Raw genomic sequence first — 22,832 nt, forward strand, 5'->3', positions numbered from 1 at the left:
GGGGGCCCGGCCCCCCCCTCACCCCCCCCCACCCCTGCCCCGCGGGCGCGGGGGGCGGGGGGGGGGGCGCCCCCCCCCCACGACTCAGCCGAGCAAGAACCCCACCACGCTCTTGCCTGAGCGAGCACGTCGCCAGGACTCGCTGCTGAGCCGCAGGTCACCTCAGCCGCGGAGCTCGTCGTACTCCGCGAGCGCCACGATGCCCTCCGCCGCCGCCGCGATGCGCTGGTCCCCCGCGACGAGGACGTCCGCCTGGAGGCTGGCGACGGCCAGGTACTCGGCCGGCATCGTGTCGTCCCAGTCGAGGCGGCGGGCGAGCTTCCAGGCGACGGCGCGGGACACCCGGTCCCCGAGCAGGCGGATCTTGAGGGTGGCGAGGTCCTCGAGCTGGCGACGGGCAGCTTTCTCGTCCAGCAGCCCCTCCCGGACCTCGTGGTGCAGGAGCGACAGGACGTGGCTGCGCAGCACCGCAGGACCGACGAGCGGGCGACGGGAGCCGAGGCTCGGGTCGTCGCGCACGATACGGAGCGCCGTGACCGCGTCGATCGCGAAGCGCGTGCCGTCGCCGGAGCTCATCGGACTCCCTCTCGCTCAGCCGGTATCAGTCCTCAAGACATTGATACCGGCTGAGCGACCGGGCGGCGAGGTGCAGCCTGGACCACCGGGTGCGACCCGGCTGGGACACCTCGGCGAGGTCGACGTCGCGGAGCAGTGCACGCTGCTCATGCTCCCGGTGGTCGAGCGGATGCGCCTCCTGTTCGGCACGGTGTCGACCCGTGGCCGACGTCCGCACGAGCCCGTACAGAGGCCCAACCCGACGTATTGACACTTGTCGATCTGGATGCCAACCTTCATGCATCGACATCCTTCGATACGACGAGAGTTGGCCATGAGAAGCATGCTTGACAAGGGACGACGTACGCGGGCGACACTCGCCCGGCTGTTCGGCGGGCGACACGCGGAGGTCCTCACCTACTGCGACCGGTGCGCGGAGCTCTGCGACCGACGGTGCCGCGGTGAGGCGGCCCGGGAGCAGGCGCGAACCCAGGCGGCACACCTCCTCATGCGCCCGTTCTGACCCGCACGCACCGACACACCACAGAAGGAGAAGTCATGACTGAGACGACGACCACGGGCGGTTTCGACGGCAGCCCGCTGGAGGCGCTGACCCCGGTGGCAGAGACCGGCGGCTGTTGCGGCGGAGCCTCCGCCTCCGCCGAGGACTCCGCGCAGCCCGCGTCCGGCGGGTGCTGCGGCACGGCCGCACCCGAGACGGCGGCGCCGTCGTCGGCCCCCGCGAGCGGCGGATGCTGCGGGTGACCCAGCCGGACCCGGCGCGGCTGCGCGCCGTCGTCGACGCCCTCGCTGCCGGCCCGTTCGCGGGCCGGCGCGTGGGGACCGACGGCGGCCGCGCGGCCGCCGGCTACCTGGCCGGCGTCCTCGGCTCGGCGGGCGCCGAGGTGTCGTCCCAGGAGCTGGCCGTCGCGGGCGCGGTCCGCGAGCTGTACGGCGTTCCGGCCCTGTCGTGGTGGGCCGGCGGCACCCGGCGGGACCTGGCCTTCCGCCGGGAGTTCTGCGAGCACCTGGCCTCCGCCGACCAGCCCGCGCTCGTCACGGGGCCGGTGGCCGAGACACCCGGGACTGCAGGGTCCTGGACCCTGCACGACGCCTGCTCCCCCGACGCGGTGACCGCCGCCGCTGCGGCCGGCGCAGCAGGGGTGCTCGTCCCGCGCGGCACCGACGCCGCCGGCTGGATGCCCAAGATGATCGCCGCGCGCACGAGCGCGCCGCTGCCGGTGCTGGCCCTGCGCCAGGACCTGCACGACCTGCTCCGCGGGTCGCGCGGAACCACCGTCAGCGCGTCCGTCCCGCTGCGGACCGTCGACGTGCACGGCCGCAACGTGCTCGGCACGTTCCGCACCCCGCGGCGCGGCCGCCCGGCCTTCCTCCTCACCGCGCACTACGACGGCGTCGGCGACGACCCGGCGGGTCGCGACCCCGCGGCCGCCCGCTTCCCCGCGGCCTGCGACAACGCGTCCGGGGTCGCCTCCGTCATCGAGGCCGCCCGCCTGCTGCACTCCCTCCTGCCGCCCGACGTCGGCCTCACCGTCGCGCTGCTCGACGGCGAGGAGGCCGGCGCGCACGGTTCCGCCGCCCACGCCCCGACCGTGCCCGCCGGGACGCAGGTGATCAACCTCGACGGGGCCGCCGCGCTCAGCGAGGCGCACGTCGAGGCCGGTGGCCCGGCCGAGGGCCTGCTCGCGGCGCTCGACGGCGCCGCACGGCAGCTGGGTGTTCCCCTGCGGGCGCGCGCCATGCCGTCGGACAACCGCCGGTACGCCGCGGCCGGTCTCGCCACGGCCGGGATCGGCATGGGTATGCCGGGGTACCAGACGCCGCTCGAGACGCCGGACCGGGTAGAGACGGCGACCCTCGTCACGGCGACGTCGCTCCTGGTCGGCACCGTCGAGCGTCTCGCAGGACCGCCGCGCCCGACGACCAGGCAGCTGTTCCCCGTCTCAGCGTCGGACGGGGAACAGCTGCCTGGCCGGCGCTCCTAGCGCTGCGCCCGCGCGGCACGCCGCCGCGACACCAGCACCGTCAGCCCGGCGGCCACCAGGGACAGCGCCGTGAGGACGGCCCCCGCCGGCCCGAACCCGGTCGAGGCGAGCGTCCCGCCCGGTCCCGTGAAGGCTCGCGGGCCGCCTGCACCAGGGCCGGCCCCGCCCGGGCCGCCCGCCCCGGGCCCGTTGCCGAGGTTCGGCCCCCCGGCCGACGGCGCCCCCGACGCCCCCGGCCCGCCCGCGGTGCCCGGCGTGGACGACGGCGACGCCGTCGGCGACGCCGTCGGTGACGGTCCACCACCTCCGAGGACGGCGCCCACCTCCTCCGCCGTGAGACCGCAGTGCTCCTCCGTCACACGCCCGGCGTCGACCCCGACCGCGAAGAGCAGCGTCGCGGCGTCGGCCACGCCCGGCACGGCCTGTCCCCCGGCGTCCACGGCCGCGATCCCCAGGTCCAGGCAGTAGACGCCCGCGGCGCCGAACGCCCACGAGCCGTGGCCGTGCTCGTCGAACGTGAAGGAGGCCGCGTCCTTCCCGAGGAGCACGCGGGGCGCACCCCAGGCGTCACCGCCGCTGTCGAACAACGCGAACCCACCCGGTCCGTCGAGCTCGCGCAGCGTCCACCGGACCGCTGGAGCCCGGGCCCCGGCTGCCGCCTCGAGGCTCCAGCCCGGCCACACCATCCCGCTGACCTGGGTCTCCGGCAGCACCCACACGGGCGTGCCCGCCTCCCCGAGGAACCCGTACGCCCGGTCGGCCGGGACGGTGACCCGTGCGGCCGGTGGCACGTCGAACGTCACGTCGGACGCGTCGTGCTCCGTGGCGGGCACGGTGCGGTCGTCCCGCACCACCACGTCGAGGGAGCCTGCGCCCACGCGCGCCAGCACGTCGACGTGGCCGCGGTCGAGCACGGCCCGGCCCGACGTGCCGGGCCCCGGTTCCGACGGCGTCGGGCTGGGGCCGGCCGTCGGTGTGGGCGTCGGCTCGCCGGAGCGTGTGCACGGCTGCACGTCCGCCGGGTCCACCCCGGCGGCGATCGTGAGGGTCGTCGCGGCGGACAGCGTCTCGCCGTCCGCCGTCGTGCCCGAGAGCGTCGTGCGCACGCAGTACCGGCCGGGGGCGGTGAACCACCAGCCGAGGTGGTTCGCGCCGCCCGGCGCGACCGCCGTGCTCCGCGGGGCCGCGGCGAGCGTGCTGAGCAGGGTCGTCGGCCGCCCGTCGGTCAGCCGGTGGCGGTCCTGCACGACGACCCCGCCCGGCCCGTCGACGGCGTCGAGGGTCCAGGTGAGGTCGCCGCGCCAGGCGGCCGGGTCGAGCCCCGTGAGGTTCAGGTTGAGCGCGTCGTGGGCGCCGTTGGTAGGCAGGAAGGCGTGCGCCGGCGAGCCGCCCGCGAGGCCCGGGTCCGTCAGGGTGGCGGCCCCGGTCGCGAGGACCAGGTCTGCCGCGGCGTAGCGGGTACCGTGCCCGCGCTGGTCGCCGCGCAGCAGGTCCAGCCGCAGGTCGCCGTCGGCCAGGCGCGGCGCGAGGTCGGTGAAGCCGACCCGCTTGCCCGGGTCGGGAGCCTCGGCGCGCGAGACCACCCCGGCGGGCGCCTGCTGCGGCGCGGCCGCGTGGCTGCGGGCACGGGCCACGTCGCGCTGGGCGCAGGTGGGGGCGCTGGCCGGGTCGTACCTCGCGCCGCCCACGACGAACGTCAGCACGAGGTCGTCGTCCGCGCGCTGCCCCGTCGTGGTGGTCGCGAGGGAGGCGAACCGGACGCAGTAGGTCCCCTGTGCGGTGAAGTCCCACGTGAGGTGCGAGTGTCCGAACGACGCCATGGGGTACGCCTGGGGCAGCCCCTGCCGGGTGGAGAACCAGGGCGCGCCGCCGATGCCGGGCACCGGTGGCTGCTGGGAGGCGCCGAGCAGGAAGTGGCCGGGGGCCGGGCTGCCGTCCGGGGCGGTGACGCTCTCCAGCCGGAGGGACGGCAGGTGGGCGTAGCGGGACGGCGTGAACGACTCCGAGGAGACGCCGAGGTAGACGTTGCCGTCGGCGTTGCGGGGCAGCCGCCAGACGGTGGACCCGGCAGGAGCGATGAACGTGTAGTCCAGGCCGGCGGGCGGTGGCACCGTGGTGCGGACCGCGTCGGACACGTGGATCACGAGGTTCTCGGAGGCGTGCCAGCGGTCCACCGTCCCGTGCTTCTCGTGCACGCCCAGCTCGAGCCGGCCCGCGACCTCGCGGAGCGCCACGTCGGTGTGCTCCGGCGGCAGCAGCACGTTGTTGCGGGGGTCGGTGAGGTCGCCCGGGACGGGCTCGCCGGTCGGGTCCGGGGTCGGTGCCGGGCTGGCGATGGGATCCGGCGTCGGTTCGGCGGACGGCGTCGGGCTCGGCGTCGGCTCCCCGCCCGCGGGCGTGCCGCACGGAGCGTTCGCCGGGTCGGCGACGTCACCGACGGCAAGGCGGAGCTCGGCGGTCGCCGGCCCGACGGGCGTCTCGACCGGGTCTCCCCCGCCCAGGAGGTCGAGGTCGACGCGGGTCCCGGACACCGTCACCGTGAGGCAGTGCAGCCCCGGCTCGGTGACGTACCAGTCCCGGACCGGCCGCGTGCCCTCGACGAGCTGCTGCGAGTACCCCGGCTCGGACCGCAGGCCCGCCCCGGCGAACCAGGTCATCACCCGAGGTCCGGTGGCGTGGTCGTAGCGCTCGACCGCCCCGACCCGGCCGGGCCCCTCGTGGGCCAGGGCGAGGTCGAAGGAGTGGGACACCACGCCGTCGAACGGGTTCTCGTCGAGCGGGAAGTCGCTCAGCGACACGCCGAGCCGCAGACCGGCGCCGGTGGCGGGCAGGCCGAGCAGCGTGTCGCCGGGGTCGGCGATCGGCTGCCAGCTCGCATGGTCGCCCACGAGGAGCTCAGCGGGTTCGGGCACGGACAGGACGACGTCGTCCAGCGTGTACCGGGTGCCCGCCGCGTCGGCGGGCTCGCCCGGCGCGACGGCGTCGAGCGCGAGGCCGAGACCGCCCTCCTGGGTGAGGGCGACGTACGCGGTGCCCGCGTCGATCACGGTGCGGCCGGAAGCGGCCGACGACACTGCCGGTACGGACGACGCCGCCGCGGACAGCCCGGCCGGCACGACGGCGGGCACGGCGGCGAGGGCGAGAGCGGCGAGGAGCACGCCCTGGCGGGAGGGGTTCATGTGGGGAGTCCCTGGGGTGGGGTCTGCTGGGGAAGGGGACCGCGCCCGGCCGAGGAGTTCCGGTCCCGGCCGGGCGCGGTGGTCAGGTGGTCAGGACCGCTTGAAGGGCACGGCGGCGGAGGTGACCGTCCCGTAGCCGGCGACCGTCACGTCGAACGGCAGCAGGTACGTGCCCGTCGAGGAGAAGCCCCACGACACGTCCTCGTGGCCCGCGGAGGCCAGCGTGACGCTGCCCGACGCCGACGTCTTGCTCGACGTGAGCCAGCCGCCCGAGCTCACGCCCGCCATGGTGCCGCCGGTGCTGGTGGAGAGGAGCCGCTTGGGCTTGAACTGGACCGACACCGGGTCGCAGCCGTCGGCCTCGACGGCGAAGCCGACCGCGGGGCCGGAGCCGCTCGAGTAGGCGAGCCAGTCACCCGCCGGGAGCTCGACGTGGTTGCCGTTCACGTGCTCGTGGACGCCCACCTCGACGTCGACGACGTTGCCGTTCATGTCGCAGGTGATCTCGGCGGCGACGTCGAAGTGCCCCGAGGTCCGGTCGGCCGCGGCCGCCGGGCCGGCGAGCGCCGTGGTGACGCCCGCGGCGAGGACCAGCGTGCCGAGCGTGGCCGCTACGCGGCGGGTCGTTCGGATGGTGCGCATGCGTGTCTCCTCCTTGTCGGCCCGCCACCATGGCGAGTCGTAATGATAATCATTCTCATTCTGTCGGAGCACAAGGCTTCGGCGAACATTTCTCACGATCCGGACACAAGGGCGGGCCGCGGGCGGGGGCGCGGGCGTGCGCCCGGGCGAGGGCGCGCTCCCCGGGCACGCACGAGCGACCGGAGCACCCCGTGCCGCGGCGCGAACAACCAGGCCAGGAGGAACGCCACGGTGGCGACCAGCACGATCGTGCCGCCCACGGGGAGGTCCAGGCTCCAGGAGAGATAGAGCCCCACGAGGGCCGACCCCCCGCCGATCGCGGGCGCGACGAGCATCATCGGCACCAGCCGGTCGGTCAGCAGCCGCGCGGCGGCGGCCGGGGTGATCAGCAGCGCGAGCACCAGCACGTTGCCGATGGTCTGCACCGAGATCACGATCGCCACCGTGACCAGTACGTACAGCAGCAGGTCGAGGAAGAGCACCGGCAGCCCGGCAGCCCGGGCCGACTCCCGGTCCAGGCTCACCGCGACGAGCTCCTTGTGCACCAGGAGCAGCACGGCCAGCAGCCCGAGACCCACGTAGGCCGTCAGGGCGACGTCCTCGTCCGGGATGCCGACGATGGACCCGAACAGGAAGTCCTGCAGCGACCCGCTGTACCCCGGCGCCGCGGAGATGATGACGATGCCCAGCGCGAAGGCCGCCACGAAGAACACCCCGATCACGGAGTCCTCGCGCAGCCGGCGGTGCTGGGAGAACAGCGCCACGAGGACCGCCGTGACCACGCCCCCGACGAGGCCGCCCAGCACGAGCGACCCCTGCAGCACGAACGCCACGGCCAGCCCGGGGAACACGGCGTGCGCCACGGCGTCCCCGATGAACGCCATGCCGCGCAGCACCACGTGGCACCCGATCACCCCGCACACCACCGCCGACATCACGGCCACCAGCAGCGCCTTGGGCAGGAACGCCAGGTCCGGGTTGACCAAGTCGGAGAAGAAGTCCACCGGGGAGATCACGCGTCGTCCTCCGTCGTCGTACGGGCGATGGCCGGGCCACCGCTGGGCACGCCCGCCGCGGCCGCCTGGCCTGCGGTCGAGGTCGCCTGGCCTGCAGTCGAGGCGGCGGCGGCCGCCGCGAGCGCCGCCAGGAGCGGCGACCCCTCGGAGATGCGGAACGCCCGCTGCCAGGGCTCGGGACCGGACAGCTCGGCCGGCGTCCCCGAGGCCACCACGGTGCGGTCGAGCAGGTAGAGCCGGTCGCAGCCGTGGACGGCCCCGACGAGGTCGTGGGTCGTCATCAGTACCGCGGCCCCGTCGCGGGCCAGCCCGGTGAAGAGGTCCATGAGCAGCTCCTGGCTGGGTACGTCGAGGCCGGTGAACGGCTCGTCGAGGAGCAGCACGGCGGGCTCGGTGACGAGGGCGCGGGCCACGAGGACCCGCTGCCGCTGCCCGCCGGAGAGCTCGCCGACGGGCCGGTCGCGCAGGTCGGCCATCGAGACGCGGTCGAGCGCCCGACGCACGGCCCTGTAGTCGGCGACGGCGGGTCGCCGGAACCAGCCGACGGCGCGCACCCGGGCCGCGAGCACCGCCTCGCTCACCGTGACCGGGAAGTCCCAGGCGAACTCGTGCCGTTGCGGCACGTACCCGATGCGGGACCGGGCGCGGGGGGCGGGACGCCCCGCCACCTCGACCCGTCCCCCGGCGTGCGGCACGAGGCCGAGCACGGTCCGCAGGAGCGTGGTCTTGCCGGCTCCGTTGGGCCCCACGAGCCCGACGAGCTCGCCCGGGGCGGCACGCAGGTCGACGTCGTGCAGCACCTGGCGTCCGCCCAGCTCGACGACGAGGCCGCCCACCTCGAGGCCCTTCCCCGCCTCGGCAGGGATCGCGTCCGTCCCGGGCGGCCGGGTCGCCGTGGCGGTCATCGTCCGGCCTCCGGCTCGTCGCGCTCGGCCTCGGCCCGGGCGCGCCGGGAGCGCAGCGTCCCCATCACCGCGACGGCGGCGAGCAGCAGCGCGAGCGGCACGGCCCAGAGCGCCGGCCCGAAGGATGCGGCTGCGCCGGTCTCGCCCGCGCTGCCCGACGACGGCGCGGCCGCCGGGGCGTCGCTCGTCTCGTCCGCGGGCTCGCCGGAGGGCTGCGCCTCGGCGTCGGCCTCGGTCTCGGCGGCCTGGGCACCCGCGGCGAGCACGTCGGCCGGGTCGGTGCCCTCCCCCACGGCGAACAGCAGCCGGGCGGTGTCCTCGACGGCCTCGCCGTCGGCCAGGTCGGCGACCATGGCGACGTCGAGCACGTACGTGCCGGGCTCGGTGAACACCCAGTTGGCGTGCACGTGGGTGTTGGTCTCCATGAAGAGCTCCTGCGGCAGCGCCTCGCCCGACCGCCACAGCACGTTCGGCGGCCCGGACACGCCCTCCTGGAGGAAGACCACCAGGTCGCCCGGCCCGTCGACGGCGTCCAGGCGCAGCCGCGCGCCGTCGGCCAGCCGCTCCACGACGCCGGGGTGCTGGGTGTTCCACCCGAGCCACGGCACGCCTGTTGCCTGCGTCTGCGGGACCACGTGCAGCGGGGTCCCCGGGTTCACGCCCAGGAACGCGTAGTCGGGGCTGTCCGGCGCCGCGAGCACCGACGTCTCCCCGAGCTGGAAGACCACGTCCTCCGGCGCACGCCACACGGGCGGGTACGCACGGTCGTCGCGGGCGAGCATGGTCCACTCCCCCTCGACGAACCGTGGGCCGACGTCGACGTGGCCGTCGGTCACGACCGTCTGCTCGTCGACGATCTCCTCGCCCTCGGTCACCGCGGGCGCGGTCACGAGCGGGACGGCGGCCAGCAGAGCCGCGATCAGGACGCGCGCGGCACGGGTACGGGTGCTCATGGGGTGCTCCTCTCTCGGGTCAGGCACCGGCGGAGCGAGTCCGCGTTGGCGCGCATCAGGTCGACATAGGTGGTGACGCGGTCGTCGAAGGCGTCCGACCAGATGGGGCAGACCGCAACCTCGTTCTCGGCCGCCACCTCCGCGAGCACCTGCGAGCGCGCCGCGACGGACGGCTCGAGGAACACGGCGGGCAGGTCGAGCGACCGGATGGTCCGGGTGAGCCGGACCCGGTCCGCCACGCTGGGCTCGGTGGCGGGGTTGGGCGCCACGAAGCCGGCGATCTCGACGTCGTACGCGCGGCCGAGGTAGGCGAACGCGTCGTGGGTCGTCACCAGGTAGCGGCTCGTCCGCGGGATCTCCGCGATCGTCCTGGCCACGTAGGCGTCGGTCTCGTCCAGCAGCGCCAGGTACCGCCGCGCGTTCGCGTGGTACTCGGCCGACCCCTCCGGGTCCGCGTCGGCCAGGGTGTCGCGGATGACCTGGACGTAGGCCTTGGCGTTGCGCACGTCGTGCCAGAGGTGAGGGTCGATCTCGCCGTGCACGTGCTTGCCGAGCACCGCCTGCGGGAGCAGGTAGACGGGGTCGCCCGCCCGGCCCAGGAACCCGAAGCCGTTCCCGGCAGGCACGGGCGCCAGCGCCTTCGCCGGCACGGACACGACGGTCCTGGCCGGGTCGAGGGCGTGCGAGTGGGGGTGCCCGACGGCGCCCGGGTCGCCCTCTGCGGGGTCGCCGCCGTGGCCCGGGTCGCCTGTGGCGTCGGCCTGGATCACCAGGTCCTGGTCGTCGAGCCGGACGGTGAGGTCGGCGTGCCCGGCGTCGAGCACCTCGACGTCGGTGCCGTCGCCGAGGCCGGCGGCCAGGTCGGCCGCGACCCCGTGCGGGTCCACGCCGACTGCGAACGTGAACGTCTCCCGGCCCAGCTGCGCGGGCGCGCCGAGGTCGTCCGTGAGGAGCTCCGCCGCCAGCTCCAGCCGGTAGACGCCGGGCTCGGTGAAGCCCCAGCTCATGTGCGTGTGCGCGTCCACGGGCAGGGTGACGCTGTCCCGGTCGCCCGCCTGGATGCCGTCGGACGAGTCGAAGTAGGCCCGCGGGTTGCCGAACGTCTCGGTGAGGAAGCCGGACAGGTCGCCCGGGCCCTCGATCGACGTGGCGCTGAGCCGCACCTCGGAGGCGCGGGTGGCACCGAGGTCGTCGCCCGTGCCCGACACCCGCAGCCCCAGCCACACGGTGTCGAGGTTCAGGTTCTCCACCAGCGGGATCACCTCGGCGGCGTACTTGGTCGCCGCCTCCGCGAGGGAGACGTTCGTGGCGTGGTCCGGCAGGTTCGCGTCGAGCATCTTCACCACCGCGTGCTCCTCGAGCAGCAGGTAGTTGCTCAGTGCGACGTCGGCGTAGACCACGTCGCGGACGTCGCGCAGCGTCGGCTCGTACGAGTGGGGGTCCGCGCCGTCGGGCACGATCTGGGTGACGTCCGCGCGGTCCCCCGCCACGTTGCGGGCGAGGTCGGCCAGGATGCCCGTGGTCGCGACCACCTGCACGCGCCCGTCGCCGGGGCCGCCGGCCGGGCCGGGTGCGGCACACCCGGCCGGTACGACGGCCACGACCAGGGCGACGCACGCGGCCCGCCGCGCGCGGCTGCCGTTCGCCCGGCTGCCCGTCACGCCGCCGCCCGTCACGCCGCTGCCGAGACGGCGCGGCGCCGCCGGACGAGGAGCAGGAGGGCTGCGCCGAGGGTGGCCGTGACGACCGCACCCGCCCCCAGCCCCCAGGCGTCCGCGCCGGTGCTCGCCAGCGGACCGCCCGGCGGCTGGTACGTACCACCCTTCTCCTTGATCTCGCTGACCTGGTCGGGGGCCAGCGCGCACTCCGCGCCGTCGGCCGTGCGGCCCACCCACACCTTCTCGGTCGTGGTGGCGTCACCCACGGAGAACTTCAGGGAGGCGGTCGCGCTCAGCGTGCCGCCGCCCTTGACGGGGGCCGACTGCGTGATCGTCACCGTGTACACGCCCGGCTCCGTGAAGACCCAGTTGCCGTGCACGTGCTGGTTGAGCGGCACGTCCATCGACCGCGGGAAGCCCGCCATGGTGCCGAGGTACTTGGTACCCACCCCGCCGAACGTCCCGTTCGCGTACACGCCGAGGGTCCCCGGACCGCTCACGTCGTCGAGCCGGAAGGTGACCGGGCCGGTCGCGCGCTCCAGCAGCGTCGGGTGCTGGGTGTTCCACCCCAGCCACGGCACGCCGTCCTCCTGGACCTGGCCGATCGACCAGATCGGGTTCCCCGGCGTACCGAGGAAGGAGAACGCGCCGTCGGCCGGGACCTCGCGCTTCGCGGCGTCGCTGAGCCGGAGCGTGAGCCCCGCCGGATCCACCCAGGCGGGAGGCTGCGTCCGGTCGTCCTTCACGCGGGCCACGAGCGTGTCGCCCTCGACCATCGCGCCGAAGTCGAGATGGCCGGACGAGATGCCGTCAGCCGGGGCTGCGGGAACCTTGCGGTCGACCTCCGTCGGCGTGCACTGCGGCGCGGTGGGCCCGGGGTTCGTCCCGGGGCCGGGCGGCGTGGTGGGGCCGGGCGTGGTGGGGCCGGGCGTGGTGGGGTCTGGCGTCGTGGTGGGGTCTGGCGTCGCCGGGCCAGCGGCCGACGGCGACGGGTTCGCCCGCGTGGGGGTCGGCGTCGGCGCGCCGGAGGTCGGGGTGGCCGACGGGCTCGAGGTCCGGCTGGGCGTCGGGGTCGGAGTCGGCGTCGGGCTCGGCTCCGGCGTGGGCTCCGGTGTCGGCGTGGGCTCCGCCGACGGCGTCGGGCTCGGCTCCGGCGTGGGCTCCGGCTCCGGCGTCGGGCTCGGTTCCGGCGTGGGCGCCGCGCGCTCGCCGACCCGGACGTGATAGGTCGCCGTCGGGCCGCCGAGGGTGCCGTGCCCGACCGTGGCGAGCGAGGGCGTGACCTCGAACGTGTAGTCGCCCTCGGCGGTGAAGACCCAGTTGGTGTGGACGTGGGCGTTCGCGGCCACGGGGATGGTCCCGCCGTCGGACGTGGTGGTGTCGACGTAGCGGTTGACGGGCTGCCCGAACGAGTTGTTCTGGAAGGTCAGGACGTCGCCGGGCCCGTCCACGACGACGTCGAGCGTCACCGGCTGCCCGGCGGCCGGCTGGATGCCCGTGCCCGCCAGCGAGGCGGTGAGCCGCTCGGTGCTCCACCCCACCCAGGGCAGGTACTCCTGCTCGCTCCCGGTCTGCGTCGCGATCCACGCCTCCGTGCCGCCGTGCTCGCCGAGGAACGCCCAGGCGCCCGTCGCGGGCGGTAGCACCTGGACCGCGCGCTCGTCCTCGTAGGCGAAGGTGGTGCTCTCGGGCCGGTGGAGCATCGTGGCGTCCCCGTAGATGCGGGTGTCGTCCTTGACGGAGAGGACCAGCGCGCCCGACGCGGCGTCGTACGTGGTCTCGAACCCGTCGACGTGGCCGCGGGTGAGGACGATCTCGCGGTCGGCCGGCACCGCGGGGGCCGGCACCGCGAGGGCCGGCACCGCGGGGGTCTGGCCGGCGGGCGGCTGCGCGGCGACCGTCAGCGCCGAGGTCACCACTGCGGCCACGCTCCCGAGCGTGGCCGCAGCGATCCTCCAGCTGGTCCGTCGTCGCATCACTCGGGCACCACCAGGCCGCGGCGCACAGCCGGGACCAGTCGCGCGGGGACGCGCACCTCGCGACCGTCGACCGTCACCGGGACCAGCTGCGGCACCTCGGCCTTCCACTGTGCGCGGCGCGACCGCGTGCGGGACCGGGACATCTTGCGCTTGGGGACCGCCATGTCGGTCTCCTTCCTTCGTCGTCAGCCCTGCCGCGCCTTCCAGCGCGGGTTGAGCTTGTTGATCACGTACGTCTTGCCCCGCCGGCGCACGACCTTCGCGCCGGGCTTGTCCTTCAGGGACCGCAGCGATGCGCGGACCTTCATGGCGTTCCTCCTTCGGTACGGCTGGTCACCAGCTCGACGTGGTCACGCCGGGCAGCTCACCCCGGTGCGCCAGCTCGCGCAGCCGGATGCGGGAGAGCCCGAACTTGCGCAGGTAGGCCCGCGGTCGGCCGTCGACGGCGTCGCGGTTGCGCAGGCGCGTCGGGCTCGCATCGCGGGGCAGGGCAGCAAGATCGCGGACGGCGCGCTCACGGTCGGCCGGGTCCGTCCCCGGGCTCCTGACCAGTGCCTTGAGCTCGGCACGGCGCTCGGCGTACCGCTCGACGACGCGACGTCGGCGCTCGTCCGCGGCGATCTTCGACTTCTTGGCCATCAGACCTTCTCCCCGCGCGCCAGGATCTCGGCCACGACGACCTCGATGCCGCGGCGGTCGATGGTCTTGATCCCCTTGGCGCTGACCCACAGCGTGACGTGGCGTCCGAGCGACCCCACCCAGTAGCGCTTCTTCTGGATGTTGGGGTCCCACCGCCGCTTGGTCCTGCGGTGCGAGTGGGAGATCGAGTTCCCGAACCCCGGCTTGGTGCCGAGTACCTGGCAGTGGGCCGACATACCTGCTCCTCTCAGGGCGCGTCCAGGGCTGTACCGAGGGCGCGAATATGACTATCGTTCTCATCTGGTGCGTTACAGTACACAGGTCTGAGAATGGCTATCAATACTGATCCCGGCCCTCCGGCCGCTCCAGCCCCTCAGGGAGGCCCCATGTCCCGCCCGCACCCCGACAGCCCGAGCTTCCCCGTCGCGGTCCTCGCGTCCACCGACCGGGTGCTCCGCGAATCGTTCGCGTTCGGCCTGGTCATGGAGGCGCCCGGGGTCGTCGTCGTCCGCCACGACGTGCTCGCCGACCAGGGCGTGGTGCGGCGCGTGGTGATGGACGCCTCCGGCGTCGTGGAGGACGAGCGGATCCCGCTGGAGCACGCCTGCCTCTCCTGCGCGGTGCGTGAGGACGCGCTCCCCACGCTCGCGCGCGTGGCGGCCGACGGCCGCTGGACCGGGGCGGTGCTCGCCCTGCCGCTCAGCGCGGAGAGCCTCCCCGCCACGCGCGCGATCGCCGCCGCGACCCGGCCCGGCGGGCTCCTCGCGCACGCCCACGTCGCAACGGTCGCCGCCATCGTCGACGTCGCGACGTTCGAGACCGACCTGCTCGACGCCGACACTCTCGCCGAGCGCGGCCTCGCCCTCACCGACGACGACGAACGATCGGTCGGCGAGGCCCTGGCCGCCCAGGTCGAGCACGCCGACCTCGTCGTCACCGTCGGGGAGGTCGCCGCGTCGCCCACCGGCTCCGGGCTGCTCGACCGCCTCCGGGCAGCCGACTCCCACCGGCTCGACGGGCTCCACGGGCTCACCGCGGCGCACCTCCTGGAGCACCGGCACGACGTCGTGCGCGGGGAGCGCCGCGCGAACCCTTTCGGCGCCCGCGGTGCGATCCGCGGCCCGCTGCTGCCGGGTGACCGGAGCTGGACCCTGGTGCTCACGTCGCGCCGGCCGCTGCACCCCGGGCGGCTCCTCGAGCAGATCGAAGGGCTCGGCACGGGACGGGTCCGCAGCCGGGGCGTGTTCCAGGTCGCGGACCGCCTGGGCACCGCGTGCCACTGGGACGGCGCCGGCGGCCAGCTCTACATCGGCGAGCTCGGCCCGTGGGACGAGGCGTGCGCAGGGGCCCCCGAGCAGAGCCGTCTGGTCTTCGTCGGCTCCGCCGACGCCGAGGACCCGCGCCCCCGCCTGCGCACCGCGTTCGAGGCAGCGCTCCTGACCGACGCGGAGGTGGCCGACGGCGCGCTCGTCTGGCTCGGGCGCGAGGACGCTCTCGCGCCGTGGCTGGGGGAACGGGCGGTCCGCTGAGGCGGGTCTGACGGCAGGATGTGCGCATGGACCTGCGCGTAGCTGCCTATGCCGTGATCACCGACACCGAGGGGCGCATGCTCCTCCCGCACTGGAGCGAGGGCGGCCAGTCCGGCTGGACCCTGCCGGGCGGCGGCATCGACCCGGGTGAGGACCCTGCCGACGCGGCGGTCCGTGAGGTATTCGAGGAGACGGGCTACCACGCGGAGCTCGACGAGCTCCTGGGGATCGACAGCATCGTCATCCCGCTGGAGCGCCGGTTCCTCGGCCGGTCGTCCTCGCTGCACGGGATCCGGATCGTCTACCGCGCCCACATCGTCGGCGGTGAGCTCACCGTCGAGCGCGACGGCAGCACCGACGGCGTGGCGTGGCACTCGCCCGAGGAGGTCGACGCCCTGGACCGTGTGGAGCTCGTCGACATCGCGCGGCGGATGGCGGGGCTGCTACCGGGCTGACCCTTCGGCACGCGAGTCCGCTTCGAGAACGTCATCAGGTGCCGTTACTTCCGCGGTAACAGCACCTGATGACGTTCTCGAAGCGGACCGGGGGCCCGTCGTCCCGAGAGTGTCGGGTTCGCCCTGATTTCACCCCCGCGCAACGGCCGGGTCATGGACAGGCATAAATATGGGCATATCGGTCATTCGACCGGTCGCAGATCCCTCCCCAGGAAGGACCTCCATGCCCACCACCCTCACCCGGCCCACGCTGCGCGCACTGCTCGCCGCCCTCGCCGTGATGCTCCTGCTGACCGCCCAGACGCCCACCGCCCACGCCTACCCGCCGGACGTGCCGTCGAAGTCCCAGGTCCAGTCCGAGCTGAACGCCCTCACCGTCCGCGCCGAGGGCACGACGTCCGGCTACTCGCGCGACCTGTTCCCCCACTGGACCACCGCCAACGGCTGCACCACGCGCGAGACCGTCCTCAAGCGCGACGGGAGCAACGTCCGCGTCGGCTCGGACTGCTACCCCACGTCCGGCTCATGGTTCAGCGAGTACGACGGCGTCACCCGCACCGACCCGTCCACGATCAGCATCGACCACATCGTCCCGCTCGCCGAGGCGTGGCGTTCCGGAGCAGCGTCGTGGACGACGTCGCGCCGCCAGTCCTTCGCGAACGACCTCACCGGGCCGCAGCTCATCGCGGTGACCACGGAGATCAACTCGGCCAAGGGCGACAAGGACCCCTCGGCGTGGAAGCCGCCGCTCACCAGCAAGTGGTGCGCCTACTCGAAGTTCTGGATCCACACGAAGTACCGGTGGGGGCTGTCGCTCCAGGCGTCGGAGAAGACCGCGCTGCAGTCGATGCTCGACCGCTGCACGTACTGACGCGGGGCTGTCGCGTGCTGCGCCCTGCCGCCGGGTAGTGGCGGCAGGGCGTGGTGCGGCGGTCACATGAGCCCTTCGACGACGTCCGCCAGCTCAGCGACCGGGCGGCGGCCGTCGAGCTCGATGGTGGCGCCACGACGGAGCAGGGGCTCGATCTCGATAACGTACCCACGGATCTCGGCCTGCTGGTCCGCCGAGCGCCCGTACGGGTTGTTCGTCCGGGTCGCCACACGCTCCAGCAGCACCTCGACCGGGGCGCTCAACAGCACGACCTGTTCGAACCGGTCGTAGAAGCGGCCCTGGTTCTCGACCGTGCCCGAGACCACCACGTCGTCGTGCCGGGCAAGGAGCTCGCTCATCCGAACCTCGTCCCACACGGAGCCCGGCAGCTCCCAGCCGTCGTAGTCCGTGTCGACAGTTCGGTACCCGCGCCGGGCGAGCTCTGCCAGGAGCGTCGACTTCCCGGCGCCCGACATGCCGGTGACGAGGATGCGAGCCATGGCCCGAGCGTACGCAGCGTCGGCGTTCGGGCTTGAACCTCACGCGGCGTGAGGACACATGCTGGCGTCATGACAGACACATTCCCCGCCTTCGACCGGGGCCCGGTTCCCCTGCCCGCCCTCGACGCCGAGCCCGCTGAGCTGTTCCGCGGCCTCTACGGCATGCCGATGTTCGTGACTCTGCCCACTCGCGACATGGCCGCCTCCGTCGAGTTCTGGACGCACGGGCTCGGCTTCTTCGAGCTCTTCTCGGCACCGGATCGGGTGACCCATCTGCGGCGGTGGGCGTTCCAGGACGTCCTGCTCGTCCCGACGGACTCACCGGACGCCCCGCCGGCCGTCTCCGTGAACTTCGCCTGCGTGCTGAAGCAGGTGGACCAGATCGCCGCGGCCTGCGAGAAGCTGCTCCCCGGCAGCGCCACCGGTCCGCACCGGACGCTCTGGAACACCGTCGACGTGGAGGTGGTCACTCCGGAGAACGCACGCGTGATCATGACCGCGGCGCGGCCGTACGACCCTGCGAGCGTGGAGGCCCAGAACCTGCGTGACCTGGGCATTGAGGGACCCCCGGCGTGAGGTCGCCCCGGTGACCAGCACGGCTGCAAGACTGGTGGTGATGGCACGCCCGGGAGCGACCGACGCGGTGCCGCCGGACGGGCTGACCGTCGGCGGCGCCGCGTCCGCCGTGGGCGTCACGGTCCGCACCTTGCACCACTGGGACCAGGTGGGCCTCGCCCGCCCGTCCCAGCGCACCTCCGGCGGGCACCGGCTCTACGACGCGGCCGACGTCGCCCGGCTCCACCGCGTCCGGCTCTACCGCGAGCTCGGTGTGCCGCTCGCCGAGATCGCAGGGCTGCTGGACGCCCCGGCCGACTCCGCCGAGGCCTCCCTGCGCCGACAGCGCGACCAGGTCCGCGAGCACGTCCGGCGCCTGGAACGGTCCGCGGATGCGCTGGACCGGCTGCTCGAGGCCCGCAGGTCCGGCATCCTGCTCTCCCCGGAGGAGCAGGCGGAGATCTTCGGTGAGAGCTGGGAGCCGTCCCGGCAGGCTGAGGCGCGGGAACGGTGGGGTGACACCGCGCAGTGGGCGCAGTACGCCGAACGTGCGGCAGGACGGAGCCCCGAGGACTGGCGCCGCGTCATGGCGAGCGTGGAGGAGCTGCACACCGACCTGGCCGCCGCCCTCCACGAGGGCGTGCTCCCGGGGAGCGACCGGGCCGCCGCTCTGGCGGAGCGGCACCGAGCGTCCATGGGCGCCTACTTCGACTGCACCCACGCGATGCACGTCTGCCTGGCACGCACCTACGTCGACGATCCCGGCTACCGAGCGTTCTACGACGGGCTCACGCCAGGCCTCGCCACCTGGCTCCGAGACGTCATCGAGGCCAACGCTCGCTCCCACGGGGTGGACCCTGAGACGGCGACGTGGGCGTGAGGCGTGAGACGTGAGACGTGACGATCCGTCACTCGCCGGCCGTCCCGGGCCAGGCCTCCATCGCCACCTCGGCTACCGCCGCCAGCTGCGCCCGCGTCGCGCCGTCTCGCGCGGACTGCGACATCCCCTGCAGCACGGTCGCCGCGTAGCGGGCCAGCGCGTCCGCGTCGGTGCCGGCCGGCAGTACGCCGCCGGCGATGTCGGCGCGGACCCGGGCAGCGAAGCGGTCGACGTTGGCGTTGCGAAGGTCGCGCAGCAGCGCCTCCACCTCGGCGTTGGTGGTGTTGGTACCGGCGCTGATCACCAGGCAACCCCATGGGTGCGCGGGTCGCGTGTACTCGACCGCGGCCTCGCGCAGCATCCGGGCGATCGCCCGCTCCGCGGTGGGCTCTTCCTCGAGCGCTCGGCGGATGAACTCGCCGTAGCGTGCGCCGTAGACCTCCACCGCCTCGGCGAAGAGCTGCTCCTTGCTCCCGAAGGCGGCGTAGAGGCTGGGGGCGGCGACCCCCATCGCGGCGGTCAGGCCGCTGATCGAGGTTGCCTCGTAGCCCTGCTGCCAGAACAGCCGGATCGCCCGGTCGAGCGCGGCGTCACGGTCGAACGAGCGGGGACGACCTCGGACGGTAGGCATGTCACCCACTCTACCGTCTTTCTGTAGCGCTCACTAGGTAATGGGTGCTACGTTGCGTCCGATCTTTAGCGATCCCTACAGAAAGGACTCGAATGATGGGACAGCTGGCAGGCCGGACGGCCCTCGTCACGGGCGGCAGCCGAGGGCTCGGCCGCGCGATCGCACGACGCCTCGCGGCCGACGGCGCACGGGTGGGTGTTCACTTCCACGCCGACGAGGCAGCCGCGAAGGAGACGGTCTCGGCGATCGAGGCCGACGGCGGCGCCGCGTTCACCGTCAGGGCGACGCTGGGCGAGCCCGGCGACGCAGAGCGGCTGTGGACGGCGTTCGACACGGAGGCCGACGCCCTCGACATCCTGGTCAACAACGCCGGGGTCGCCGACGTCCGGGTACCTATCGAGGCGACCAGCCGGGCCGACTTCGAGCGCCTGGTCGCCATCAACGTGGCCGCGCCGTTCTTCGTCACCCAGCTCGCCCTGGAGCGGCTGCGCGACGGCGGCCGCATCATCAACCTCTCGACCGGCCTGACAAAGGGCGCGGCTGCTCCCGACCTGATCGCTTACAGCATGACCAAAGGCGCGATCGACGTGTTCACCACCACGTTGGCCAAGCAGCTCGGCCCGCGCGGCATCACGGTCAACGCCGTCGCGCCGGGGGTCATCGACACCGACATGAACGCGGACTGGCTGCGCAATCCGGACGCCATGACCGCGGTCGCCCAACTTTCACCTCTGGGCCGGGTGGGCCAGCCGGACGACGTCGCCGGCGTCGTCGCCTTCCTGGCCAGCCAGGACTCGGGCTGGGTGACCGGCCAGTGGATCGACGCGACCGGTGGCGCGCTGCTGTGACGCAACCGTCCGATCCGAGCCCGCAGGTCGTCGCGATGCGCTAGGTGTGATGTCCAGGGAGGTTGTTCCGAGCCCGTGATGTCGACACGGGCTCGGGTTACCGGATGAGGAAGGCCTCCGGTTGTGAAGTGGAGCTGTCGAGGAACCGCTTCGCACCAACCGGAGGCCTTCGTGTCACACGCTAACGCCCTGCTCACCCCGAAGACGCGCTTGAGGCTCGCGCGGTTGGTCGTCGAGACCGGCTGGACCTATGCCGCGGCCGCGAAGATGTTCATGGTCTCGCCGCGCACCGCGAAGAAGTGGGCCGACCGGTACCGGGCGCAGGGCGGGGCCGGGATGGTCGATCGCAGCTCGCGCCCGCACCACAGCCCGACTCGGACCCCGCAGCCGGTGGTCAAAGCGATCGTGCGGCTGCGGTGGCGGCACCGCCTCGGCCCGGTCCAGATCGCCGGGATCCTCGGCATGCCGGCCTCCACGGTCCACGCGGTCCTGGTGCGATGCCGGGTGAACCGGCTCTGGCGTATCGACCGGGTCACTGGTGAGCCGTTGCGGCGTTACGAGCACGACCACCCCGGATCGTTGATCCACGTGGACGTGACCAAGTTCGGCAACATCCCTGACGGTGGCGGCTGGCGCTACGTCGGTAAACAGCAGGGCGATCGCAACCGCGCCGCCACCGTCGAGCGCACCGGCGCTCCTCGCAGCCGCTCGCGCGGCCCGCTGGTCGGCCGGGCCTACGTCCACACCGTTATCGATGACCACTCCCGCGCCGCTTACGCCGAGATCTGCGCCGACGAGACCGCAGCGACCGCGATCGGTGTGCTCGAGCGGGCCGTAGCCTGGTTCGCCGAACGCGGCGTGACCGTCGAGCGGGTCTTGTCCGACAACGGCTCTGCCTACAAGTCCCACGCATGGCAGGACGCCTGCAGCAGGCTCGGCATCACGCCGAAGAAGACGCGCCCCTACCGGCCCCAGACCAACGGGAAGATCGAACGGTTCCACCGCACCCTCGGTGACGGATGGGCCTACGCCCGCTTCTACGCCTCAGAGGCCGAGCGCCGCGACACGCTGCCCGGGTGGCTGCACTTCTACAATCACCACAGGCTCCACAGCGCCATCGGAAACCAGCCACCGATCAGCCGACTGACCAACCTCCCTGGACATCACAGCTAGGCCACCTCGGTCGGCTGACCGACCAGGCGGGCGCTCTCCTCCCACAGCCGGTCGCAGCGGGCGACGTCGGTGGTGTGCGGCGCTGTCGTGACTGCCTTGCGCTTCACGAAGAACTGACCCGTCACGCCGTCGACGTCCGGGGATGATGCCAACCAGGTGGGGGTGTCTGCCCCGGCGTCGACGTCGCCGGGCGAGAACAGCAGCTGTGACACCACGGCGAACGCCCGGTTCAGCCCACGGCGCTGGTCTGCCCCGAGACGGGTTCCCCCGATGATGCCGGGGTGCGCGCCGTTGACTGTGATCCCGGTGCCGCGAAGCCGGCTGGCCAGGGCATAGACGAACATCGCGTTCATGTTCTTGGTGCGCGCGTAGGCCACGACCGGCTGAAAGCTGCGCACCATGCCGAGGTCCTGCGTGGTGTTCCGAGCCAGGTCGTCGACGTCCACCGGCATCCGGGCCAGCCCTCGCGGCGAGGCGCCGACCACCACGAAGCGCGCCCGGCGGGCTCCGATGGGCTCGACCAGGGAGCGCAGAAGGAGGTAGGGCGCGAGGTGGTTGGTCGCCAGGGTGCGCTGGTGGCCTTCGGGGGTGCGGTCGGCGATGTCGGCCATGACCGCCGCGTTGGTGACCACGACGTCCGGCGGCAGACCGGCCAGCCGCTCGGCGAGACTGCGGACCTCCCCGAGCAGCGACAGGTCGGCGCGTTCCAGCCTCAGGTCAGCGTCCGGAACGTCGGCCAGGATGCGCCGTCGCGCCTGCTCGAGCCGGTCGTCGCTGCGGCCGACGAGGGTGACGCACATCCCCTCCGCTGCGAGATTGCGGGCGATCGCCTCCCCGATGCCGGACGTCGCTCCGGTGACCACAGCGTTCTTCGTCGGCCGCACGGCTACTCCTCGTCGGCGGTTCGCGAGACAGCACATCAGGTTGACGAGGTCAACCTAGGTCTCGGAGCTCGACGGCGTCAACCGACGGACGCGGCTGCGAAGCAGGTCAGCGCAGCACCTGCGCGCCGATGACGGACAGGACCTGGAGCTTCTCGTAGCTCTCGCTGCCGGGTGCGGCGGTGTAGACCATCAGGGCGTGGGCCTGGCCCGGGTCGATCAGCCGCTGGCAGTTGAGCTCCAGGGCACCGACCTCGGGGTGGACGAAGTGCTTGACCTGGTGCGGGTGTATCCCGATCTCGTGGTCGTCCCACACCCGCCGGAACTCCTCGCTGCAGTCCAGGAGCAGACCGGCCAGGTAGGCAGCACGGGAGTCCGGGCCGCGGAGGGTGACGAGACCACGCAGCCCGGCGGCATACATCCGGGTCATGAACGCGTGCTCCTCCGGGGCGTAGAGGTTCCGGGCGTCCGGGTCGGTGAACCACCGGTAGCCCATGCTGCGGGCCGGCCCGGTGTACCGGGTCGTGTCACCGGTGAGTGCGACGCCCATCGGCGTCTGCCGCAGGGTCTCGCCCAGCTCGTTGACCACCTCGGCGGGGGTGTCCTCCAAGCGGTCGAGGATGCGCAGCAGCCCCGGGCTGATGTGCTCGCTCGAGCTTCCCCGGGGCGGCGGGTTGTGACCGGCCAGCCGGAACAGGTGGTCGCGTTCGTCGATCGACAGGTGCAGCCCCTGGGCGATCGAGGCGAGCATCTGCTGCGACGGCTGTGGCCCGCGCTCCCGCTCCAGGCGGGAGTAGTAGTCGGCCGACATGTTGCACAGCGTCGCGACCTCCTCGCGCCGTAGCCCGCTGGTCCGTCGGCGCTGCCCGCGAGGCATGCCGACGTCCTCCGGCTGCAGCGCCGCACGGCGGTTGCGGAGAAAGCTCGCCAGCCCGGCGCGATCGATCATGACGCTCCCCCCTTCTGGAGTACTGCCT

The 22,832-nt window shown here is 73.6% G+C and carries 27 protein-coding genes; 11 read left to right on the forward strand and 16 right to left on the reverse strand.

Features of this window, described 5'->3' with window-relative positions; all coding sequences use genetic code 11:
• Positions 1-162: 162 nt before the first annotated feature.
• Complete coding sequence (locus AC060K_RS13505; protein WP_483765911.1) at positions 163-576, reverse strand: hypothetical protein; 414 nt, start codon at positions 574-576, stop codon at positions 163-165.
• Positions 577-646: 70 nt separating this feature from the next.
• On the opposite strand from AC060K_RS13505, the gene AC060K_RS13510 reads away from it, so the two are divergent.
• The 4 genes from AC060K_RS13510 to AC060K_RS13525 all read left to right on the forward strand — a co-directional run bounded on the left by AC060K_RS13510 (position 647) and on the right by AC060K_RS13525 (position 2,561).
• A complete protein-coding gene (locus AC060K_RS13510; RefSeq protein ID WP_483765912.1) occupies positions 647-826 on the forward strand; it encodes a hypothetical protein in 180 nt (59 codons plus the stop codon).
• A gap of 63 nt (positions 827-889) precedes the next feature.
• Positions 890-1,078, forward strand: a complete 189-nt coding sequence (locus AC060K_RS13515) for a hypothetical protein (RefSeq protein WP_483765913.1) — start codon at positions 890-892, stop codon at positions 1,076-1,078.
• A 35-nt stretch (positions 1,079-1,113) separates the two neighbouring features.
• Positions 1,114-1,320, forward strand: a complete 207-nt coding sequence (locus tag AC060K_RS13520; RefSeq protein ID WP_483765914.1) for a hypothetical protein — start codon at positions 1,114-1,116, stop codon at positions 1,318-1,320.
• On the forward strand, positions 1,317-2,561 hold the full coding sequence (locus tag AC060K_RS13525; RefSeq protein WP_483765915.1) for a M28 family peptidase: 1,245 nt from the start codon (positions 1,317-1,319) through the stop codon (positions 2,559-2,561). Before AC060K_RS13520 ends, AC060K_RS13525 begins: the two co-directional genes overlap by 4 nt.
• Here AC060K_RS13525 and AC060K_RS13530 read toward each other — a convergent pair.
• The 11 genes from AC060K_RS13530 to rpmB form a co-directional block, all read right to left on the reverse strand.
• Entirely contained in the window at positions 2,558-5,740 is a 3,183-nt protein-coding gene (locus tag AC060K_RS13530) for a choice-of-anchor M domain-containing protein (RefSeq protein WP_483765916.1), read from the reverse strand. The two genes, AC060K_RS13525 and AC060K_RS13530, sit on opposite strands and share 4 nt — an antisense overlap.
• A 90-nt stretch (positions 5,741-5,830) precedes the next feature.
• Positions 5,831-6,382: a hypothetical protein gene (locus tag AC060K_RS13535; RefSeq protein ID WP_483765917.1), complete on the reverse strand. Its 552-nt coding sequence runs from the start codon at positions 6,380-6,382 to the stop codon at positions 5,831-5,833.
• A gap of 92 nt (positions 6,383-6,474) precedes the next feature.
• Positions 6,475-7,398, reverse strand: coding sequence for an anchored repeat-type ABC transporter permease subunit (locus AC060K_RS13540; RefSeq protein ID WP_483765918.1), 924 nt, complete (start codon positions 7,396-7,398; stop codon positions 6,475-6,477).
• A complete protein-coding gene (locus AC060K_RS13545; protein WP_483765919.1) occupies positions 7,395-8,303 on the reverse strand; it encodes an anchored repeat-type ABC transporter ATP-binding subunit in 909 nt (302 codons plus the stop codon). The genes AC060K_RS13540 and AC060K_RS13545 overlap by 4 nt, the downstream gene beginning before the upstream one ends.
• Positions 8,300-9,256 (reverse strand): choice-of-anchor M domain-containing protein, encoded by a 957-nt coding sequence (locus tag AC060K_RS13550; protein WP_483765920.1) that lies wholly within the window; start codon positions 9,254-9,256, stop codon positions 8,300-8,302. The genes AC060K_RS13545 and AC060K_RS13550 overlap by 4 nt, the downstream gene beginning before the upstream one ends.
• Positions 9,253-10,917 (reverse strand): anchored repeat ABC transporter, substrate-binding protein, encoded by a 1,665-nt coding sequence (locus AC060K_RS13555; RefSeq protein WP_483765921.1) that lies wholly within the window; start codon positions 10,915-10,917, stop codon positions 9,253-9,255. Before AC060K_RS13555 ends, AC060K_RS13550 begins: the two co-directional genes overlap by 4 nt.
• 11 nt (positions 10,918-10,928) lie before the next feature.
• Positions 10,929-12,842: a TIGR03773 family transporter-associated surface protein gene (locus tag AC060K_RS13560; protein WP_483765922.1), complete on the reverse strand. Its 1,914-nt coding sequence runs from the start codon at positions 12,840-12,842 to the stop codon at positions 10,929-10,931.
• A gap of 47 nt (positions 12,843-12,889) precedes the next feature.
• Positions 12,890-13,057 carry a 50S ribosomal protein L32 gene (gene rpmF, locus AC060K_RS13565; protein ID WP_125776148.1) on the reverse strand — a complete coding sequence of 56 codons (168 nt, stop codon included), beginning with the start codon at positions 13,055-13,057 and terminating at the stop codon, positions 12,890-12,892.
• A 21-nt stretch (positions 13,058-13,078) separates the two neighbouring features.
• Positions 13,079-13,201, reverse strand: coding sequence for a type B 50S ribosomal protein L36 (gene ykgO, locus AC060K_RS13570; RefSeq protein ID WP_069387640.1), 123 nt, complete (start codon positions 13,199-13,201; stop codon positions 13,079-13,081).
• A gap of 25 nt (positions 13,202-13,226) precedes the next feature.
• On the reverse strand, positions 13,227-13,532 hold the full coding sequence (gene rpsN, locus AC060K_RS13575; RefSeq protein WP_483765923.1) for a 30S ribosomal protein S14: 306 nt from the start codon (positions 13,530-13,532) through the stop codon (positions 13,227-13,229).
• Entirely contained in the window at positions 13,532-13,768 is a 237-nt protein-coding gene (gene rpmB, locus AC060K_RS13580; protein ID WP_483765924.1) for a 50S ribosomal protein L28, read from the reverse strand. The genes rpsN and rpmB overlap by 1 nt, the downstream gene beginning before the upstream one ends.
• A 150-nt stretch (positions 13,769-13,918) precedes the next feature.
• Between rpmB and AC060K_RS13585 the strand changes: the two genes are divergently transcribed.
• From AC060K_RS13585 to AC060K_RS13595, 3 genes are all read left to right on the forward strand, one after another.
• Complete coding sequence (locus tag AC060K_RS13585; RefSeq protein WP_483765925.1) at positions 13,919-15,061, forward strand: GTP-binding protein; 1,143 nt, start codon at positions 13,919-13,921, stop codon at positions 15,059-15,061.
• A gap of 26 nt (positions 15,062-15,087) precedes the next feature.
• Positions 15,088-15,516, forward strand: a complete 429-nt coding sequence (locus tag AC060K_RS13590) for an NUDIX hydrolase (RefSeq protein WP_483765926.1) — start codon at positions 15,088-15,090, stop codon at positions 15,514-15,516.
• A gap of 223 nt (positions 15,517-15,739) precedes the next feature.
• Positions 15,740-16,387, forward strand: coding sequence for an HNH endonuclease family protein (locus AC060K_RS13595; RefSeq protein ID WP_483765927.1), 648 nt, complete (start codon positions 15,740-15,742; stop codon positions 16,385-16,387).
• A 62-nt stretch (positions 16,388-16,449) separates the two neighbouring features.
• Here the strand turns inward: AC060K_RS13595 and AC060K_RS13600 are convergent, their stop codons facing one another.
• A complete protein-coding gene (locus AC060K_RS13600; protein WP_483765928.1) occupies positions 16,450-16,887 on the reverse strand; it encodes an AAA family ATPase in 438 nt (145 codons plus the stop codon).
• A gap of 69 nt (positions 16,888-16,956) precedes the next feature.
• On the opposite strand from AC060K_RS13600, the gene AC060K_RS13605 reads away from it, so the two are divergent.
• Positions 16,957-17,463: a VOC family protein gene (locus tag AC060K_RS13605; RefSeq protein ID WP_483765929.1), complete on the forward strand. Its 507-nt coding sequence runs from the start codon at positions 16,957-16,959 to the stop codon at positions 17,461-17,463.
• Positions 17,464-17,473: 10 nt separating this feature from the next.
• Positions 17,474-18,322: a MerR family transcriptional regulator gene (locus AC060K_RS13610; RefSeq protein WP_483765930.1), complete on the forward strand. Its 849-nt coding sequence runs from the start codon at positions 17,474-17,476 to the stop codon at positions 18,320-18,322.
• A 28-nt stretch (positions 18,323-18,350) separates the two neighbouring features.
• Here the strand turns inward: AC060K_RS13610 and AC060K_RS13615 are convergent, their stop codons facing one another.
• Complete coding sequence (locus tag AC060K_RS13615) at positions 18,351-18,953, reverse strand: TetR/AcrR family transcriptional regulator (RefSeq protein WP_483765931.1); 603 nt, start codon at positions 18,951-18,953, stop codon at positions 18,351-18,353.
• Positions 18,954-19,048: 95 nt separating this feature from the next.
• Here AC060K_RS13615 and AC060K_RS13620 point away from each other — a divergent pair, with 95 nt between their 5' ends.
• Together AC060K_RS13620 and AC060K_RS13625 are read left to right on the forward strand one after the other, a co-directional pair.
• On the forward strand, positions 19,049-19,801 hold the full coding sequence (locus AC060K_RS13620; protein WP_483765932.1) for an SDR family oxidoreductase: 753 nt from the start codon (positions 19,049-19,051) through the stop codon (positions 19,799-19,801).
• A 171-nt stretch (positions 19,802-19,972) separates the two neighbouring features.
• Positions 19,973-20,974 carry an IS481 family transposase gene (locus AC060K_RS13625; RefSeq protein ID WP_483765933.1) on the forward strand — a complete coding sequence of 334 codons (1,002 nt, stop codon included), beginning with the start codon at positions 19,973-19,975 and terminating at the stop codon, positions 20,972-20,974.
• Here the strand turns inward: AC060K_RS13625 and AC060K_RS13630 are convergent.
• Together AC060K_RS13630 and AC060K_RS13635 are read right to left on the reverse strand one after the other, a co-directional pair.
• Positions 20,971-21,858 carry an SDR family NAD(P)-dependent oxidoreductase gene (locus AC060K_RS13630; RefSeq protein WP_483765934.1) on the reverse strand — a complete coding sequence of 296 codons (888 nt, stop codon included), beginning with the start codon at positions 21,856-21,858 and terminating at the stop codon, positions 20,971-20,973. The genes AC060K_RS13625 and AC060K_RS13630 overlap by 4 nt on opposite strands.
• A gap of 106 nt (positions 21,859-21,964) precedes the next feature.
• The gene (locus tag AC060K_RS13635; protein ID WP_483765935.1) at positions 21,965-22,804 is read right to left on the reverse strand and encodes a helix-turn-helix transcriptional regulator; all 840 of its coding nucleotides are present in this window, start codon (positions 22,802-22,804) and stop codon (positions 21,965-21,967) included.
• Positions 22,805-22,832: the final 28 nt, after the last annotated feature.

Source organism: Antribacter sp. NEAU-D49 (genome assembly GCF_057158775.1).

Excerpts from the sequence above, each read along its gene's own strand:
- AC060K_RS13505 (WP_483765911.1), bottom strand. The coding sequence starts at position 576 with ATGAGCTCCGGCGACGGCACGCGCTTCGCGATCGACGCGGTCACGGCG.
- AC060K_RS13515 (WP_483765913.1), top strand. The coding sequence starts at position 890 with ATGAGAAGCATGCTTGACAAGGGACGACGTACGCGGGCGACACTCGCC.
- AC060K_RS13520 (WP_483765914.1), top strand. The coding sequence starts at position 1,114 with ATGACTGAGACGACGACCACGGGCGGTTTCGACGGCAGCCCGCTGGAG.
- AC060K_RS13530 (WP_483765916.1), bottom strand. The coding sequence starts at position 5,740 with ATGAACCCCTCCCGCCAGGGCGTGCTCCTCGCCGCTCTCGCCCTCGCC.
- AC060K_RS13535 (WP_483765917.1), bottom strand. The coding sequence starts at position 6,382 with ATGCGCACCATCCGAACGACCCGCCGCGTAGCGGCCACGCTCGGCACG.
- AC060K_RS13545 (WP_483765919.1), bottom strand. The coding sequence starts at position 8,303 with ATGACCGCCACGGCGACCCGGCCGCCCGGGACGGACGCGATCCCTGCC.
- AC060K_RS13550 (WP_483765920.1), bottom strand. The coding sequence starts at position 9,256 with ATGAGCACCCGTACCCGTGCCGCGCGCGTCCTGATCGCGGCTCTGCTG.
- rpmF (WP_125776148.1), bottom strand. The coding sequence starts at position 13,057 with ATGGCGGTCCCCAAGCGCAAGATGTCCCGGTCCCGCACGCGGTCGCGC.
- ykgO (WP_069387640.1), bottom strand. The coding sequence starts at position 13,201 with ATGAAGGTCCGCGCATCGCTGCGGTCCCTGAAGGACAAGCCCGGCGCG.
- rpsN (WP_483765923.1), bottom strand. The coding sequence starts at position 13,532 with ATGGCCAAGAAGTCGAAGATCGCCGCGGACGAGCGCCGACGTCGCGTC.
- rpmB (WP_483765924.1), bottom strand. The coding sequence starts at position 13,768 with ATGTCGGCCCACTGCCAGGTACTCGGCACCAAGCCGGGGTTCGGGAAC.
- AC060K_RS13585 (WP_483765925.1), top strand. The coding sequence starts at position 13,919 with ATGTCCCGCCCGCACCCCGACAGCCCGAGCTTCCCCGTCGCGGTCCTC.
- AC060K_RS13590 (WP_483765926.1), top strand. The coding sequence starts at position 15,088 with ATGGACCTGCGCGTAGCTGCCTATGCCGTGATCACCGACACCGAGGGG.
- AC060K_RS13595 (WP_483765927.1), top strand. The coding sequence starts at position 15,740 with ATGCCCACCACCCTCACCCGGCCCACGCTGCGCGCACTGCTCGCCGCC.
- AC060K_RS13600 (WP_483765928.1), bottom strand. The coding sequence starts at position 16,887 with ATGGCTCGCATCCTCGTCACCGGCATGTCGGGCGCCGGGAAGTCGACG.
- AC060K_RS13605 (WP_483765929.1), top strand. The coding sequence starts at position 16,957 with ATGACAGACACATTCCCCGCCTTCGACCGGGGCCCGGTTCCCCTGCCC.
- AC060K_RS13615 (WP_483765931.1), bottom strand. The coding sequence starts at position 18,953 with ATGCCTACCGTCCGAGGTCGTCCCCGCTCGTTCGACCGTGACGCCGCG.
- AC060K_RS13620 (WP_483765932.1), top strand. The coding sequence starts at position 19,049 with ATGGGACAGCTGGCAGGCCGGACGGCCCTCGTCACGGGCGGCAGCCGA.
- AC060K_RS13635 (WP_483765935.1), bottom strand. The coding sequence starts at position 22,804 with ATGATCGATCGCGCCGGGCTGGCGAGCTTTCTCCGCAACCGCCGTGCG.